This window comes from Bacillus sp. GBSW19, assembly GCF_002998655.1.
Taxonomy (GTDB): Bacteria; Bacillota; Bacilli; order Bacillales; family Bacillaceae; genus Bacillus.
This window is the reverse complement of the sequence record NZ_PVRF01000002.1, coordinates 280,999-298,138: the sequence shown is the minus strand read 5'-3', so window position 1 is coordinate 298,138 and position 17,140 is coordinate 280,999. Positions and strand designations below refer to the sequence as shown.

The 17,140-nt window shown below is 43.7% G+C and carries 15 protein-coding genes; 13 read left to right on the top strand and 2 right to left on the bottom strand.

The window, feature by feature from the left end; translation table 11 throughout:
• The first annotated feature begins 7 nt into the window (after positions 1-7).
• Entirely contained in the window at positions 8-823 is an 816-nt protein-coding gene (locus C6344_RS11335; protein ID WP_060597331.1) for an ABC transporter ATP-binding protein, read from the top strand.
• Positions 824-885: 62 nt separating this feature from the next.
• Positions 886-2,211 (top strand): MATE family efflux transporter, encoded by a 1,326-nt coding sequence (locus C6344_RS11330; RefSeq protein WP_060597330.1) that lies wholly within the window; start codon positions 886-888, stop codon positions 2,209-2,211.
• A 24-nt stretch (positions 2,212-2,235) separates the two neighbouring features.
• Here C6344_RS11330 and yvfG read toward each other — a convergent pair whose 3' ends face one another.
• Positions 2,236-2,451, bottom strand: a complete 216-nt coding sequence (gene yvfG, locus C6344_RS11325) for a protein YvfG (RefSeq protein WP_003213121.1) — start codon at positions 2,449-2,451, stop codon at positions 2,236-2,238.
• 70 nt (positions 2,452-2,521) lie between these two features.
• Between yvfG and rpoN the strand changes: the two genes are divergently transcribed.
• Entirely contained in the window at positions 2,522-3,820 is a 1,299-nt protein-coding gene (gene rpoN, locus C6344_RS11320; protein ID WP_034660029.1) for an RNA polymerase factor sigma-54, read from the top strand.
• A 172-nt stretch (positions 3,821-3,992) separates the two neighbouring features.
• The gene (locus tag C6344_RS11315; protein WP_106072954.1) at positions 3,993-4,730 is read left to right on the top strand and encodes a FadR/GntR family transcriptional regulator; all 738 of its coding nucleotides are present in this window, start codon (positions 3,993-3,995) and stop codon (positions 4,728-4,730) included.
• Between the two features lie 27 nt (positions 4,731-4,757).
• Here C6344_RS11315 and C6344_RS11310 read toward each other — a convergent pair whose 3' ends face one another.
• Positions 4,758-6,200 (bottom strand): sigma-54 interaction domain-containing protein, encoded by a 1,443-nt coding sequence (locus tag C6344_RS11310; protein ID WP_106030514.1) that lies wholly within the window; start codon positions 6,198-6,200, stop codon positions 4,758-4,760.
• A gap of 209 nt (positions 6,201-6,409) precedes the next feature.
• Here C6344_RS11310 and C6344_RS11305 point away from each other — a divergent pair, with 209 nt between their 5' ends.
• From C6344_RS11305 to C6344_RS11265, 9 genes are all read left to right on the top strand, one after another.
• The gene (locus C6344_RS11305) at positions 6,410-7,603 is read left to right on the top strand and encodes an ornithine--oxo-acid transaminase (protein WP_060597328.1); all 1,194 of its coding nucleotides are present in this window, start codon (positions 6,410-6,412) and stop codon (positions 7,601-7,603) included.
• 139 nt (positions 7,604-7,742) lie between these two features.
• A complete protein-coding gene (locus C6344_RS11300) occupies positions 7,743-9,128 on the top strand; it encodes an amino acid permease (protein ID WP_060597718.1) in 1,386 nt (461 codons plus the stop codon).
• A 314-nt stretch (positions 9,129-9,442) separates the two neighbouring features.
• The gene (locus tag C6344_RS11295) at positions 9,443-10,480 is read left to right on the top strand and encodes a sugar-binding transcriptional regulator (RefSeq protein ID WP_066030357.1); all 1,038 of its coding nucleotides are present in this window, start codon (positions 9,443-9,445) and stop codon (positions 10,478-10,480) included.
• A 31-nt stretch (positions 10,481-10,511) separates the two neighbouring features.
• Positions 10,512-11,519, top strand: coding sequence for a type I glyceraldehyde-3-phosphate dehydrogenase (gene gap / locus C6344_RS11290; RefSeq protein WP_012011304.1), 1,008 nt, complete (start codon positions 10,512-10,514; stop codon positions 11,517-11,519).
• Between the two features lie 213 nt (positions 11,520-11,732).
• Positions 11,733-12,917 (top strand): phosphoglycerate kinase, encoded by a 1,185-nt coding sequence (locus tag C6344_RS11285; RefSeq protein ID WP_034660025.1) that lies wholly within the window; start codon positions 11,733-11,735, stop codon positions 12,915-12,917.
• A 30-nt stretch (positions 12,918-12,947) separates the two neighbouring features.
• A complete protein-coding gene (gene tpiA, locus C6344_RS11280; protein ID WP_106072953.1) occupies positions 12,948-13,709 on the top strand; it encodes a triose-phosphate isomerase in 762 nt (253 codons plus the stop codon).
• Positions 13,702-15,237, top strand: a complete 1,536-nt coding sequence (gpmI, locus tag C6344_RS11275; RefSeq protein ID WP_106030511.1) for a 2,3-bisphosphoglycerate-independent phosphoglycerate mutase — start codon at positions 13,702-13,704, stop codon at positions 15,235-15,237. The genes tpiA and gpmI overlap by 8 nt, the downstream gene beginning before the upstream one ends.
• Positions 15,238-15,267: 30 nt before the next feature.
• The gene (gene eno, locus C6344_RS11270) at positions 15,268-16,560 is read left to right on the top strand and encodes a phosphopyruvate hydratase (RefSeq protein ID WP_003212752.1); all 1,293 of its coding nucleotides are present in this window, start codon (positions 15,268-15,270) and stop codon (positions 16,558-16,560) included.
• Between the two features lie 258 nt (positions 16,561-16,818).
• Positions 16,819-17,088 (top strand): hypothetical protein, encoded by a 270-nt coding sequence (locus C6344_RS11265; protein WP_060597324.1) that lies wholly within the window; start codon positions 16,819-16,821, stop codon positions 17,086-17,088.
• Positions 17,089-17,140: the final 52 nt, after the last annotated feature.

The window sequence follows — 17,140 nt, the reverse complement described above, 5'->3', positions numbered from 1 at the left end:
AAGGCCCTTGCATTTATTAGAAGTGAAAGCAGTTAGTCATTCATACAACAGCCGGTCGTTTCTGATGAGAAAAAAAGGCGCAGACCAAGTCTTAAGCGGCGTCAATTTAATCATTGAAGAAGGCACATGCCTCGCATTGCTGGGGCAAAGCGGCGCAGGGAAAAGTACACTAGGCCGCATCATACTTGGTCTAGAGAAACCAAGAGCCGGTCAGGTCCTTTTTGAAGGGCAGGATATATATTGTGCAGATCAGCGAACACGCAAACATTATCGCCGGCATGTGCAAGCGGTGTTTCAAGATTCATATTCGGCGGTGAATCCAAGGTGGACAGTCGAACAAATTTTATCCGAGCCGCTTGAAAACTATGAAGCTATGGGCCGACAAGAACGCAAAAACGTGTTGATTCACTGGCTGGAAAGAGTCGGGCTCAGTGAAAAGGACTTGTCTAAATATCCGCATCAATTCAGCGGCGGCCAGCTGCAAAGGATCAACATCGCAAGAGCCTTATTGCTGCAGCCAAAGCTCGTCGTACTGGATGAATCCGTCAGCAGCTTAGACATGGTTACACAGGCTGTCATTTTAGATTTATTAGTAGAATTAAAGAAGGAACTGGGTGTCGCTTACTTATTTATTACACATGATATGACGGCAGCCTATCATGTAAGTGATCAATTGGCGATATTGGATCAAGGTGAACTTGTTGCTCAATTTCAATCAAAGGATGATTTCTTTTCATCAGAAGAGACAGCGGTGCAGAAAATGAGAGATGCAATGCTCGCAGACCATCCTTTGTCCCGAACAATTGGCAGACCGGTTCGGTAAATCTTCATTTCATCAACGCCTCTTTTAGAAGAGGCTATTTTTCATGAAAGGCAGGTGGCATCGTGAACCATCGAGCGTATTTAGCTTTGGCCATTCCTTTAACCATCTCAACGATGACCACCCCATTACTTGGAGCTGTTGATACAGCAGTTGTCGGTCAGCTCGCCAATCCCGCTTATATTGGAGGCGTCGCGGTTGGCAGTCTCATTTTCAGTACACTATATTGGCTCTTTGGTTTTTTGCGGGTGAGTACATCTGCTTTTGCCGCCCAGGCAAACGGGGCGCAGAGTGAGGAGCAGGGCGTACTTGCTTTTCTAAGACCTTTTTTAATCGCCATCATTGTCGGCCTTTGTTTTATTGCCCTGCAATGGCCAATTATTCAATCTGCTTTTCTAGTGATTTCTCCCGCTGCGGATGTCCGGCAATTTGCAGCAGATTATTTTCATATTCGTATTTGGGGTGCCCCGTTTACCTTGATGAATTATGTGATATTAGGGTGGCTGATGGGAATGGCAAAAATGAAAGAAGCCCTCTCTTTACAAATCTTGATCAATGTCATGAATATGGTCCTTGCCCTTCTGCTTGTTCATGTGTTTTCGTTTGCAGTCAAAGGGGTGGCGGCTGCGACATTGATATCTGAATTAACTGCCTTTGTGCTAGGCGCATGGATCATCATGAAGCATTCAAAAAACGGGTTCCAGATGCCTTCTCTTAAGAAAATCATGGATACACAGGCAGTTCAGAAAATGTTTCATGTGAATAAAGATTTGTTTATTCGGACGATTTGTCTGCTAGTGGTGATTAACATGTTTACAGCAAAAGGTGCTTCTTTTGGAACAGAGATGCTGGCGGCCAATGCCATCTTATTTCAAATTCACTATATCATGGCTTATTTGTTCGATGGTTTTGCCAATGCATCCAGCATCCTTGTGGGCAGATCAGTTGGTGCAAATGACCGTACCCTTTATGAAAGAACTTTAACTCTTTCGAGACAGTGGGCACTTGTCATGGCATGCGTCATTGCGTCGGTTTATTTTCTCTTAAAAGAGCCGATCTTGAGCTTGTTTACAAATCTTCCCCGGCTTCTTGATGTGACATTAGGCTATGCAGACTGGCTCGTTCTCTATCCGTTTGCCGCTTGTTTCGGTTTGGTCATATACGGCGTATTTACAGGTGCGACAGAAATTGCCCCTGTCAGAAATTCGATGCTGTTTGCGATGATCTTGTTTATCGTTGTTCAAGCAGCGGTCACGCCTATTTGGCACAATCACGGACTATGGTTTGCCTTTATCATCTATACTACCGGACGGTCTGGCTTTTTGATGATGTACAAATCAAGGCTGGATCAGAAGCTTTTCGCAAATGAAAAACACCCTTTGCCATCATGACAAAGGGTGCTCTTTTTCGTTCATTCATTCGCTTTCTTTTTTCACTTTTTGATATGCTTCATCAAGATGCTGAATACGCTTCAAGACCACAGCGTTTTTGGTCAGCTGGTCTTGTACAAGTGTGGACACCACTGAGCGGTAATAGGCATTCATGGCATGAATCTTGTCTTCATTTTGATTCATGGCGATGTGCTGTTTCAAGTTGTCAACAAAGTATGGAACGGAAAAAAGTTCAGACATGGGAATCACTCCTATTTCGTATATACGGTCCGTCAATCTTCATGTAAAATGATGAGAGGGAGGGGAGACAATGAGCCTTAATCTGCAACAAGAACAAGTATTAAAGCAGGTGCTCACACAAGAACTCAGGCAGGCCATTACGCTGCTCCAGCTGAATAGCGCTGAGCTTGGCGAGTATCTTGACCAGTTAGCGCTTGAGAACCCTCTGATTGAGCGGAAAGACACGGACAGCTATCAACCAGTTTATCATAAAAAATCTCAAGATCGAATGACAGAGCCGTATCGAACGCATCAAAAAGAAAGCCTGCAAATGTATTTAAAGAAACAAGCTATTGATTTGAATCTAAGTGAAAAGAATCAAAGGATCTTTGACTTTATGATCGAGTCCATTGATTCCAATGGCTATTTAAATGAACCGGTTGACGAGATGGCAGCTGTCTTAGAGGTGCCAGCTGAAGAAGTAGAAGCCGTCCTTCATCAGCTTCAATCGCTAGAGCCTGCCGGTATTGGCGCAAGATCATTACAAGAATGCATTCTGCTTCAGCTGAGAAGAAAAAAGGAGCGCTGGTATGAAGCCGAGCTGATCATCGACGAGCACTTCTTTCTCTTTGCAAGAAAGGCTTGGAAGGAAATCGCGGCGAAAACAGGCGTTTCAATGAAAACACTTCAAGCGGTACAAGATGAGGTGTCGCAGCTGGAACCAAGACCGGGCATACATTTCTCATATGAAGAGGACCCTGTGTATATAGAGCCAGATGTGACGATTACTGTCGTGCAGGACCACATCACATTTGAGCTGAATCAGCGCGCTTTTCCAGACGTTGAAATGAATGAAGGATACTTCGCCATGATTCAAGACCAGAAGCGGCATGAAGCATATGTGTATCTAAAGGAAAAAGAGCAGCAATACAATTGGCTTGTCCAAGCGCTGAAGCAAAGAAAACAAACGATGACCCATGTCGTTCGTGAGATTATCTTCCATCAGACAGATTTTTTCCTTACAGGGAAACATAAAATGAAACCGCTTACGATGAAGCGAATCGCAGATATATTGCAAGTGCATGAGTCAACAGTCAGCCGAACGGTGAAAGGGAAAATGGTGCAAACCCCTTATGGTCTCATGGAAATGAAACAATTTTTCCAAGCAAAACTAGAAGGACCTTCGCTGGAAGAGGCGTCCAGCTACACAGTCAAGACGCACATCGCAGAGCTGATCCAAACGGAAAATAAGAAAAAACCGTATTCAGATCAGCAAATGATGACGCAGCTTCAGCAAACCTTTGGTATCCGTGTGTCGCGCAGAACCATTGCGAAATATCGTGAACAAATGAATCTCCCATCATCTACACTGCGGAAGCGCTATGATTAAAAAGAAGTACTTGCCAGAAACAAGGCAGGTGCTTCTTTTTTGTTGAAAGCAAGGCACACAGAAGATTTTTTGAAAATTAAATCGGGGAGACGTCTGAACGGAAATTTTGGGGTAAAGTATAAGATAGGGCATGAGCCGATAAGGATAGACAACAGTGATGAGGTGAGACCAATTGAAATATAAACAAATCAAAACCAAAAAAATATATGAAGAAATTGCGGATGCATTAATCGAATTCATTCGTACAGGTGAGCTTCTTCCGGGGGAAAAATTAGATTCGGTTCAAGCGCTCTCAGAAAGCTTTCAAGTCAGCCGTTCCGCTGTAAGAGAGGCGCTGTCTGCTCTCAAAGCGATCGGATTAATAGAGATGAAGCAAGGGGAAGGCACGTATGTGAAGCAGTTCGATCCTGAACAGCTCGCATTTTCTTTATCTCCTGCATTTTTAATGAAGCAGCATGATGTCAGGCAGCTCCTTGAAGTGAGAACCATCATTGAAACAGGTGCTGTTAAAAAGGCGGCGCTGCTTCGGACGGACGATGACCTTCATCAGCTGCGTGATGCACTCGAACAAATGAAGCTGGCAGAAGCACATGAAGAAATTGGTGAAGAGGCAGATATCACCTTCCATCTCGCCTTAGCCAAAGCCTCGAAGAATGATGTATTAAAGGTGTTAATGAATCAAGTCTCAACCTTGTTAGTAGAAACGATGCGGGAAACGAGAAAAGTCGTATTATTCTCAACGAAAGCCTCCATTCGGCAGCTTTACGAAGAACATGAACAAATTTACAAAGCCGTCATGGCAAGGCAGCCAGAAGAAGCAGAGAAAGCGATGCTTACGCATTTGAAAAATGTAGAAAATCTGCTCGGTGATGTGCTGCAAAAAAAAGCAGAACAGTCAGATACACAATAAGCTGTGCCGAATGATGGCACAGCTCTATTATTGACGAGAAATATGTAGCTTTTTCATTCGATATTGCAGACTTTGCCTGCTCATGCCCAATAACTTTGCAGTCTGTGAAATATTATCGTCCATTTTTTCTAAGTAATGGACGATGTATTGTTTTTCGAATCGCTCCATTTGGGTTTGGAAATCAGTCGTCTGTTCTGGGCTTGTATAGACAAAGGTGTCAGCAGCGGCGGTTTGCTGCAGAGAATTTGTTTGCAATTGCGCCTTAGGACGGCCTTCCCCGTGCTTAAATCTAAAATGATAGGGAAGGTGATGCATGCTTAAGTCGTCTTCATCCATCATCATATTCATCCCCGCCTCAATCACATGCTCCAGTTCTCTTACATTGCCTGGCCAATGATACGCTTGGAAAAGGGCAAGTACCTCTTCGTCAGCCGTCTTCACCTTCATTTGAAACAGCTCATTATATTTTTGAATAAAATGATTCACAAACGTAGGAATGTCCTCTTTTCGCTCAGAAAGCGGCGGGATAAATAAGGTGACAATACCGAGCCGATAAAATAAATCCTTGCGCATGCGTCCACCTGCGATCGCATCCACAGGGTCCTCATTCATATTGGCAATGACTCTTACATCAACAGCGATTTCTTTTGTGCTGCCTAGCCTTCTCACGCGTTTCTCCTGTAAGACGCGCAGCAGTTTTGCTTGAAGAGGAGGATTTAATGAGTTGATCTCATCTAAAAGCAATGTTCCTCCTTGCGCCTGTTCAAATAAACCAGGCTGATCAGTTGCCCCCGTAAAAGCCCCTTTTTGTGTACCAAAGAGCAGACTTTCAATCAGATTATCAGGCAGTGCTGCACAATTTTGGGTAATAAATGGTCCAGATGACCGGCTGCTGCCGTTATGAATGCTTTGAGCAAACAGTTCTTTCCCAGTCCCTGTTTCGCCAACAATGAGCACATAAGAAGAGGTGCGTGTCGCTCGTTTCGCATGTTCAATCACCTCTAAAAATGCAGGGCTTTGTCCAATAATGGAATCAAAGGTAAAGCGTGTGCTTCCTTTTTTCTTCATATTGTGATGAATCAGCCGTTCCAGCTTGGTCACATCATTTGAAATTTCAACTGCCCCTTGAATGAGGCCGTCTCGAACGAGCGGGTATGTATGGTTAATCGTTGTGATTTCTTTTCCGTTGTAATTATGATACGTCTGCTTGGCATGAACGGTTTGTTTCCCGGTACGAAGCGCTTGGACAAGTGTACTGTGCATCTCATCTTGAAAGGTGAAGAAGTCGAGTACATTTTTATGGAGAACATCAGAGCGTTTTAAAGACTCAATCTCCATCATTTTTTTATTATAAACAACCGTATGGCCATTCTCGTCAATTGCATGAACCCCGACATCAATTAAATCGAGCATTTGTTTATACAAATCAATCTCATTTTCAAGCTTTGCGGCATGCAGATCTTTTTTCACTTGTGCCACCTCCTGACGTTACCTCTATTTTACATGAAAAATTTTGCGGTTTCCTCTAAAAAATTTGGCATGCGCAAAGAAATTTTGCGTAAATAATGAGGTAGACCCTCATGATCAAGCAGTCAGAAAGTTGGCACGATCCTTGCATAACATATGGATGAAGATGAACCCAATTGAAAGAAGCTACCTTACAGAAGGAGGAATAGATGATGACACAGACAAATGAATTGATTCAACAAACAGAACAATATGGAGCGGCAAACTATCATCCGCTGCCAATTGTGATTTCAGAGGCTGAGGGAGTGTGGGTGACAGACCCTGAAGGCAATCGATATATGGATATGCTCAGTGCGTATTCCGCAGTGAACCAAGGACATCGCCATCCCCTCATTATTGAGGCGCTCAAAAAACAAGCAGACCGTGTGACACTCACCTCGAGAGCTTTTCATAATGATCAGCTTGGTCCTTGGTATGAAAAAATTTGCAAACTGACAAATAAAGACATGGCACTGCCAATGAATACTGGTGCTGAGGCTGTAGAAACCGCTGTAAAAGCAGCAAGACGCTGGGGCTATGATGTTAAGGGAATCGAAGAGAATCGTGCAGAAATCATTGCGTGTGTTGGCAATTTCCATGGGAGAACGATGACGGCTGTGTCTCTTTCCTCTGAAGCAGAATACCAAAGAGGCTTCGGTCCAATGCTTCCCGGAATAAAACTGATTCCTTACGGAGATATTGAAGCGTTACGTGAAGCTATCACACCACAGACAGCGGCTTTCCTCATAGAACCGATTCAAGGAGAAGCGGGAATTGTCATGCCGCCAGAAGGCTTCTTGAAAGATGCCAAGGCGCTTTGTGAGAAAGAACATGTGCTGTTCATTGCGGATGAGATTCAAGTGGGGTTAGCACGAACAGGTAAGATGTTTGCGTGTGACTGGGAAGACATTGAGCCAGATATGCTGATCCTCGGGAAAGCTTTAGGCGGCGGCGTCTTTCCAATCTCGTGTGTCGTAGCAAACCGCGATATATTAGGCGTGTTTAACCCTGGTTCTCATGGGTCTACCTTCGGAGGAAATCCTCTTGCGTGTGCGGTGTCGCTTGCTGCACTGGATGTTTTAATCGACGAAAAGCTTGCAGCACGTTCCATGGAGCTTGGCGAATACTTCAAAGACAAACTATCACGCATTCAAAGCCCTGTGATTAAGGAAGTGCGCGGCCGCGGATTATTTATAGGAATGGAGCTGACAGAGGCAGCTAGACCTTATTGTGAAAAGCTGAAGCAAGCAGGATTGTTATGTAAAGAAACCCATGAGACAGTTATCCGTTTTGCACCGCCGCTGACCATTTCAAAAGAAGATTTAGACTGGGCAATTGGTCATATTGAAGCACTGTTTCAAGCCTAAATGCCAAAGGGGGAGGAACCTTCACTTTCTCCCTTTCTTTTTCAACGAACAGCGAATTTTGTCAAAGGATGATGAATAGAAGAAAGAAAGTGGGGAAGTGGATTTGAAGCAAGAACAGCATAATGAACTAGAGCGTTCCATGAAAAGCAGACATCTCTTTATGATTGCCTTAGGCGGCGTCATCGGTACGGGCCTTTTCCTTGGATCAGGATTGATTATCCATCAGGCAGGACCTGGCGGAGCCATTCTATCGTTTATCATTGGCGGACTGTTAATGTATTTGGTCATGCTGTGTCTTGGAGAATTAGCAGTGGCGATGCCGACAGCCGGTTCCTTTCAGGAGTATGCAACCAAATATATAGGCCCGTCCACAGGCTTTATGATCGGCTGGCTGTATTGGTTTAGCTGGGCGTGTACGATTGGACTGGAGTTTACGTCAGCAGGCATATTGCTCCAAAGGTGGTTCCCAGATATCCCGGTTTGGCTCTGGTGCCTAGCATTTAGTGTGATATTATTTGCCGTGAATGCCATCTCAGCTCGCAGCTTCGCTGAAACGGAGTTTTGGTTTTCAGCTATCAAGGTCGCTGCCATCCTATTGTTTATTATCATCGGAATTGGCGCAATTTTCGGAATGATTCATTTAAAAGGCGGAGAACCAGCCCCTTTATTTCGTCATTTGACGGATCATGGCGGACTATTTCCTAATGGTGTTTTTGCTATTTTATTAACCATGGTCACGGTCAATTTCTCCTTTCAAGGAACAGAACTTGTAGGGATTGCAGCAGGTGAGAGTGAAAGCCCTGAAAAAACATTGCCTCGATCGATACGGAATATTATTTGGAGAACGATGGTCTTTTTCGTTTTATCAATTGCGGTTCTTGCCGCACTTCTTCCATGGCAGACAGCAGGCACTGTTGACAGTCCGTTTGTGGTCGTGCTGGACAAGGTCGGCATCCCATATGCTGCAGATATCATGAATTTTATTATCATCACAGCTGTCTTATCTGTAGCAAACTCTGGATTATATGCATCATCACGTATGCTTTGGTCGCTTTCAAAGGACGGGAAAGGACCTGGCTTTACGAAAAAGCTGTCCAAGCGTAAAATCCCGATCAATGCATTATTGGTGACAATGGGTGTATCCGCTTTATCCCTGCTCACAAGTGTTGTGGCACCAAAAACGGTGTATGTGTGGCTCATTTCGATTTCCGGAATGGTTCTAGTTGTGGTGTGGATGTCCATTTGTTTGTCTCAGTATTTCTTTAGAAAACAATTCATAAAAGCGGGTGGAGATGTAAAGGATCTCGTCTTCCGTACACCGCTCTATCCATTTGTGCCATTGGCAGGCTTCATCGCATTTGGCATCGTTCTCATCAGCCTATTCTTTATTGAGGATCAGCGGATTGGCCTTTATTGCGGCGTTCCGTTCATGGCTGTCTGCTACATCATTTATTATTTCAAAATCAAACCGAAGGAAGAGGCAAAGCGTTTCGCTGAAGAGGAAGGAACCATCCCAAAAACATAAAAGACCAACTATATCAACAAAATGTGCATGCGGATCTCACACGCATGCACATTTTCAATGGTGAATTCATTGAATATAGAAGAAAATAAATATTTTGAAAAGAAATATCATAGCAAGAACCTTGATGACAAGCAGGTTATCGGTGAAAATGTGTCTATTTTTTGTCTAAATGTGTTTGTAAGAGTTGAAAATGCAAGATTATCCTGTTAAAATAATTAAAGAAAGCAGGGATTGATTTTTTTTGGCTGTGGCGGGACGTTTTTTGTCACAGTGGGACGTTTTTAGTCCAACGTGAAAAGAAAGGGTCGTTAGCCATGAATCGTTTATTGGAAGCTCAAAAAAAATTATTGCCAGATCTTCTCATCGTTATGCAAAAACGCTACGACATTTTGCAATACATCAGGTTAGCTGAACCAATCGGCCGCAGAAGCCTTGCGACGAGCCTAGGTCTCAGTGAGCGCATCTTAAGAGCTGAAGTTCAGTTTCTAAAAGAACAAAACCTGCTGGATGTCAAAACGAGCGGCATGATGCTGACGAGTGAAGGCCACGCTTTGCTTGAAATGCTTGAAGGAATGATGAAGGACGTTTTAGGTTTAACCTTTTTGGAAAATACATTAAAGAGGAAGTTAGGCCTAGAAGAAGTCATCATCGTTTCTGGTGACAGTGACGAATCCCCGTGGGTGAAGCAAGAAATGGGAAGAGCTGCTGTCCAATGTATGAAAAAAAGGTTTACTGGAAATAATATCGTCGCCGTCACTGGCGGAACGACGATGGAAGCCGTTGCCGAAATGATGACCCCTGATGCCAAAAACAGAGGCATGATGTTTGTCCCTGCGAGAGGCGGTCTTGGGGAGAATGTAAAAAATCAGGCAAACACCATTTGTGCCCACATGGCTGAAAAAGCTTCCGGTACTTACAAACTGCTGTTTGTTCCAGGGCAGCTGTCAGAAGGTGCTTACTCTTCTATTATTGAAGAGCCGTCAGTCAAAGAAGTGCTTCACACGATTAAATCATCCACGATGCTCATTCATGGGATCGGTGAAGCAAAAACAATGGCGATGAGACGAAATACACCAGCTGAAGATTTAAAAAAGATTGATGAGCATGACGCAGTGACAGAGGCCTTTGGCTATTACTTTAATCGTGATGGTGAGGTCGTCCACAAAGTGCACTCCGTCGGCATGCAGCTAGATGATTTAGAAAGCATTCCACACATCATTGCTGTTGCAGGTGGATCATCAAAGGCAGGGGCCATTGAAGCTTATTTCAAAAAACCCCGCCGAACGGTTCTCGTCACAGACGAAGGAGCCGCAAAAGAGTTATTAAGGGAGTCAATTGATCCCTCAATATAAAACATTGTTACCTATAAAAGGAGGAAACATCATGGCAGTAAAAGTCGGTATTAACGGATTTGGACGTATTGGACGTAACGTATTTCGTGCAGCATTAAACAATCCTGAAGTTGAGGTAGTAGCGGTTAACGATCTAACAGACGCTAACATGCTTGCACACCTTTTACAATATGACTCTGTTCACGGAAAACTAGATGCAGAGGTTTCTGTAGACGGTACAAACTTAGTAGTGAACGGTAAAACAATCGAAGTATCAGCTGAGCGTGACCCTGCGAAATTAAGCTGGGGTAAACAAGGCGTAGAAATCGTTGTTGAATCTACTGGATTCTTCACAAAACGTGCAGACGCTGCAAAACACTTAGAAGCTGGCGCTAAAAAAGTCATCATCTCTGCTCCTGCTAACGAAGAAGATATCACAATCGTTATGGGTGTAAACGAAGACAAATACGATGCAGCTAGCCACGATGTCATCTCTAATGCATCTTGTACAACAAACTGCTTAGCTCCATTTGCAAAAGTACTTAACGATAAATTTGGTATCAAACGCGGTATGATGACAACTGTTCACTCATACACAAATGACCAACAAATTCTTGATCTTCCGCACAAAGACTACCGTCGTGCTCGTGCAGCTGCGGAAAACATCATCCCAACTTCTACAGGTGCTGCGAAAGCTGTTTCACTTGTATTGCCTGAACTTAAAGGTAAATTAAACGGTGGCGCTATGCGTGTTCCAACACCTAACGTTTCTTTAGTTGACCTTGTGGCTGAATTAAACCAAGATGTAACAGCTGAAGATGTAAATGCAGCACTTAAAGAAGCAGCTGAAGGAGAACTTAATGGAATCCTTGGCTACAGCGAAGAGCCATTAGTATCTGGTGACTACAATGGTAATGCAAACTCTTCAACAATCGATGCTCTTTCTACAATGGTGATGGAAGGCAGCATGGTGAAAGTCATTTCTTGGTACGATAACGAGAGTGGATATTCTCACCGCGTTGTTGACCTTGCAGCTTACATTGCAAAACAAGGTCTTTAATTTCTCACACTGAAGGAACTCACTTGGTTCTTTCCTAGAGACACGATATAATGAAGACGGACAAGGGAAGGGGAAGCATCCCTTTCCCTTTTTCTCTGTTTTTATCCGTTCTGCACGATTTCTCGTTTTGATGAGGGCAAAATGGGAAAAGGATAAAGAGAGACTTGTCCAATGCGTAAGGAAACCAGAATAAAGGAGGATCTCCTGACGAGCATGAATAAGAAATCAGTAAAAGACATTGACGTAAAAGGTAAAGTTGTGTTCTGCCGCGTAGATTTTAACGTTCCAATGAAAGACGGAGAAGTGACGGATGATACTCGTATTCGCGCAGCATTACCAACGATTGAGTATTTAACAGGACAAGGCGCAAAGGTACTGCTAGCTAGTCATTTGGGTCGTCCGAAGGGTCAAGTTACTGAAGAACTGCGTCTGACACCTGTGGCAAAACGTCTGCAAGAGCTTCTTGGACAAGAAGTGAAAAAAGCGGATGAAGCTTACGGAGACAACGTGAAAAAGCAAATCTCTGACTTAAAAGAAGGAGATGTGCTAGTGCTTGAAAACGTTCGTTTCTATCCTGGTGAAGAAAAGAACGATCCTGAATTATCAAAAGCATTTGCTGATTTAGCCGATGTGTATGTCAATGATGCGTTCGGTGCTGCACACCGTGCACATGCATCCACTGCTGGTATTGCAGCATATCTTCCGGCTGTTTCGGGCTTCCTCATGCAAAAAGAGCTTGAGGTTCTAGGAAAAGCCATTTCAAACCCTGATCGTCCATTTACAGCGATTATCGGTGGTGCAAAAGTAAAGGATAAAATCGGTGTGATTGAAAGTCTTCTGGATAAAGTGGACAACCTCATCATCGGCGGCGGACTTGCTTACACATTTGTGAAAGCACTTGGCCACGAAGTAGGAAAATCTTTATTAGAAGAAGACAAAGTAGATTTAGCGAAATCCTTTATGGACCGTGCAAAAGAAAAAGGCGTGAACTTCCTGATTCCAACAGATGTTCTGGTAGCCGACGACTTTTCAAATGATGCGAATACAAGCATTGTGCCAATCTCTGAAATTCCAAGTGATCTAGAAGCACTTGATATTGGAACAGAGACAAGAGAGAAGTATGCTGATGTCATTAAAAACAGCAAACTTGTTGTCTGGAACGGACCAATGGGTGTATTTGAAATTGATGCATTCGCTAAAGGAACAAAAGCAATCGCAGAAGCACTGGCAGAAGCAAAAGATACATATTCTGTCATTGGCGGTGGAGACTCAGCAGCAGCTGTTGAGAAGTTTGGTCTTGCTGATCAGATGAGCCATATTTCTACAGGCGGCGGCGCTTCACTTGAATTTATGGAAGGCAAAGAGCTTCCAGGTGTTACTGCATTAAACGATAAATAAGACCAAAACTGCTATAAGGAAGTGTCAATCATGAGAAAACCAATTATAGCTGGGAACTGGAAAATGAACAAAACACTTGGCGAAGCGGTTAGCTTCGTTGAAGAAGTCAAGTCATCCATTCCATCTCCTGACAAAGTGGAATCAATTGTCTGTGCGCCAGCACTTTTCCTTGAAAAGCTAAACAGCCTTTCTAACGGAACAGACCTTAAAATTGGTGCACAAAACATGCACTTTGAAGAAAATGGTGCATTCACTGGTGAAATCAGCCCTGCTGCGCTAAAAGATCTTGGCATCGGCTACTCAGTGATCGGTCATTCAGAGCGCCGTGAATTCTTCGCTGAAACAGATGAAACAGTGAACAAAAAAGCACATGCTGCATTCAAGCATGGCATCTTTCCAATTATCTGCGTAGGTGAAACGCTTGAAGAGCGTGAAGCTGGCAAAACAAATGAACTTGTCGCTGATCAAGTGAAGAAAGCACTAGCTGGTTTAACGACTCAGCAAGTCGCTGAATCTGTCATTGCATATGAGCCAATCTGGGCGATCGGTACAGGGAAATCTTCTACAGCGAAAGATGCAAACGATGTTTGTTCGCATATCCGTCAAACGGTTGCAAGCGAATATGGTCAAGAAGCGGCAGACAGCCTTCGCATTCAATATGGCGGAAGCGTGAAGCCGGCGAATATTAAAGAATATATGGCAGAATCCGATATTGACGGTGCTTTGGTAGGCGGCGCAAGCTTAGAACCTCAGTCTTTCGTTCAATTATTGGAGGAAGGTCAATATGAGTAAGAAACCAGCTGCATTAATCATCTTAGATGGATTCGGTTTAAGAGGCGAAACAGTCGGTAACGCTGTTGCCCAAGCAAAGAAACCGAACTTCGACCGCTACTGGAATGAATTCCCGCATCAAACCTTAACGGCTTCAGGTGAGGCAGTAGGCCTCCCGCAAGGTCAAATGGGTAACTCTGAAGTTGGGCATCTGAACATCGGTGCAGGACGCATTGTGTATCAAAGCTTAACAAGAGTGAATGTTGCCATTCGTGAAGGGGAATTTGAGAAAAACGAAACGTTCCTAGATGCAATGACTTATGCAAAAGAGAATGACAAGGCCCTTCATTTATTCGGTCTCTTGTCAGACGGCGGTGTGCACAGCCACATCCAGCATCTCTTTGCCCTGCTGAAGCTGGCGAAAAAAGAAGGCTTAACAAAGGTATACATTCATGGCTTCTTAGACGGACGTGATGTTGGTCAAAAGACAGCCAAAGTGTACTTAAAACAGCTTGAAGAACAAATCAAAGAAATCGGTGTCGGAGAAGTGGCAACACTTTCTGGACGCTATTACTCAATGGACCGTGACAAACGCTGGGATCGTGTGGAGAAAGCATATCGCGCGATGGCGTATGGTGAAGGCCCAAGTTATCAAAACATTTATGATGTCGTTGATGACTCCTATGAAAATGGAATCTACGATGAATTCGTTATTCCATCTGTCATCACGAGAGAAAATGGTGAGCCAGTTGCAAAAGTAAACGACGGAGACTCTGTGATTTTCTATAACTTCCGTCCAGACCGTGCGATCCAAATTTCGAACACCTTCACAAATGAAGATTTCCGCTCATTTGATCGCGGGGAAGCACATCCGAAGGATTTACACTTCGTCTGCTTTACACACTTCAGTGAAACGGTTGATGGCTATGTCGCCTTCAAACCAGTGAATTTGGATAACACAGTAGGAGAAGTGCTTTCTCAAAATGGATTGAAACAGCTGCGGATTGCTGAAACAGAGAAATATCCTCATGTGACGTTCTTTATGAGTGGTGGGCGTGAAGAAGAATTTCCTGGTGAAGACCGCATCTTGATCAATTCGCCAGATGTGGCAACCTATGACCTCAAGCCAGAAATGAGCGCTTACGAGGTAAAGGATGCACTTGTTGCAGACATCAATGCTGATAAGCATGATGCGATCATCCTGAACTTTGCTAACCCGGATATGGTTGGTCATTCAGGTATGCTCGAGCCAACAATCAAAGCCATTGAAGCAGTAGATGAGTGCTTAGGAGCTGTAGTCGACGCAATCCTAGCAAAAGGCGGACATGCCATCATCACGGCAGACCACGGTAACGCAGACGTGCTAATTACCGAAGAAGGAAAGCCGCATACTGCACATACGACAAACCCTGTTCCAGTCATCGTGACGAAAAAAGGTGCAACGCTTAGAGAAGGCGGCATTCTAGCCGATCTATCTCCAACGCTTTTAGACTTACTTGGTCTTGAAAAACCAAAAGAGATGACAGGAACATCATTGATTCAGAAATAAAAAAATTGATTCAAAAGGAGAGAAATAACGATGCCATACATTGTTGACGTATATGCACGCGAAGTATTAGACTCTCGCGGTAACCCAACAGTTGAAGTAGAAGTTTACACAGAATCTGGCGGCTTTGGCCGTGCATTAGTACCAAGTGGTGCTTCTACTGGTGAATATGAAGCAGTAGAACTACGTGACGGAGACAAAGACCGTTACCTTGGAAAAGGTGTTCTGACAGCTGTAAACAACGTAAATGAAATCATTGCACCAGAACTTTTAGGCTTTGATGTAACAGAACAAGTAGCGATTGACAAAATGTTAATCGAACTTGATGGAACAGAAAACAAAGGGAAATTAGGCGCAAACGCAATCCTTGGCGTATCTATCGCTGTAGCACGTGCGGCTGCTGATTTCTTACAAATTCCACTTTACCAATACCTTGGTGGATTCAACTCCAAAACGCTTCCAGTGCCGATGATGAACATCGTCAACGGCGGAGAGCATGCGGATAACAACGTAGACATTCAAGAATTCATGATTATGCCTGTAGGTGCACCGAACTTCCGTGAAGCACTTCGCATGGGCGCACAAATCTTCCATAGCCTGAAATCTGTATTAAGTGCAAAAGGCTTAAACACAGCTGTAGGTGACGAAGGCGGATTCGCTCCAAACCTTGGTTCTAACGAAGAAGCACTTCAAACAATCGTAGAAGCGATTGAAAAAGCTGGTTTCAAACCAGGTGAAGAAGTGAAACTTGCAATGGATGCTGCATCTTCTGAGTTCTACAACAAAGAAGACGGTAAATATCATTTATCAGGCGAAGGTGTTGTGAAAACATCTGCTGAAATGGTTGACTGGTATGAAGATATGGTATCGAAATACCCAATCATCTCGATCGAAGACGGCCTTGATGAAAACGACTGGGAAGGTCACAAACTATTAACTGAGCGCCTTGGCAGCAAGGTTCAGCTAGTAGGAGATGACTTATTCGTGACAAACACGAAGAAGCTTTCTGAAGGAATCAAAAACGGCGTAGGTAACTCTATCCTGATCAAAGTAAACCAAATCGGTACATTAACTGAAACATTTGATGCAATCGAAATGGCAAAACGCGCAGGATACACAGCAGTCATCTCTCACCGTTCTGGTGAAACAGAAGACAGCACAATTGCAGACATCGCTGTTGCAACAAACGCTGGACAAATCAAAACAGGTGCTCCGTCTCGTACGGACCGTGTGGCGAAATACAACCAATTACTTCGCATCGAAGATCAATTGGCTGAAACAGCACAATATCACGGCATTGCAACATTCTATAACTTGAATAAATAATGCCAGCTACGCGCTGCGTCCCGCTCTTTCATGAGAGCGGGACGCAGCGTTTTTTTTGTGTTGAGCGAAATCCGATAGCTAATTCATTTGTCTTATCCTATTTTTGTAAAAAATCCTCCTTCAGTTAGAGAAGCAGTCAAAATCCCCTCCATTTATAAGCACTAAATCATGAAAAATCGACTAAAAATATGATCTGAAATGAACTTATGCTTTCTGTAAGGGGGTGGTATCATTTTACATATATTAGGGGGTGATGAGATGCTGAATCCTTTTAGCCTTCGTTTTCCAGTAGGTGTGTATATGTATGTCCTTCACCTACTGGCGGCCTATGATGAAAGGAAGCAACGAATTCTAACTTCTAAGAACATACAGAAAAATGCATTTTGGATTTATGTCCTTGCCGCTATTTTAGGTATTGTGACAGTCGCAGCATTGATTTGGGCATGCAAGACCTTTGGAAAAGGCTCTAAATTTTTAGGCGAATTCAAGTTCTTAGGCATGTACGTGAAAATCAAATGCGGTTTCTAACAGGGATGAGAACAGATGCGAGGTCATCTGTTCCATCTGAAACAAACGGAGG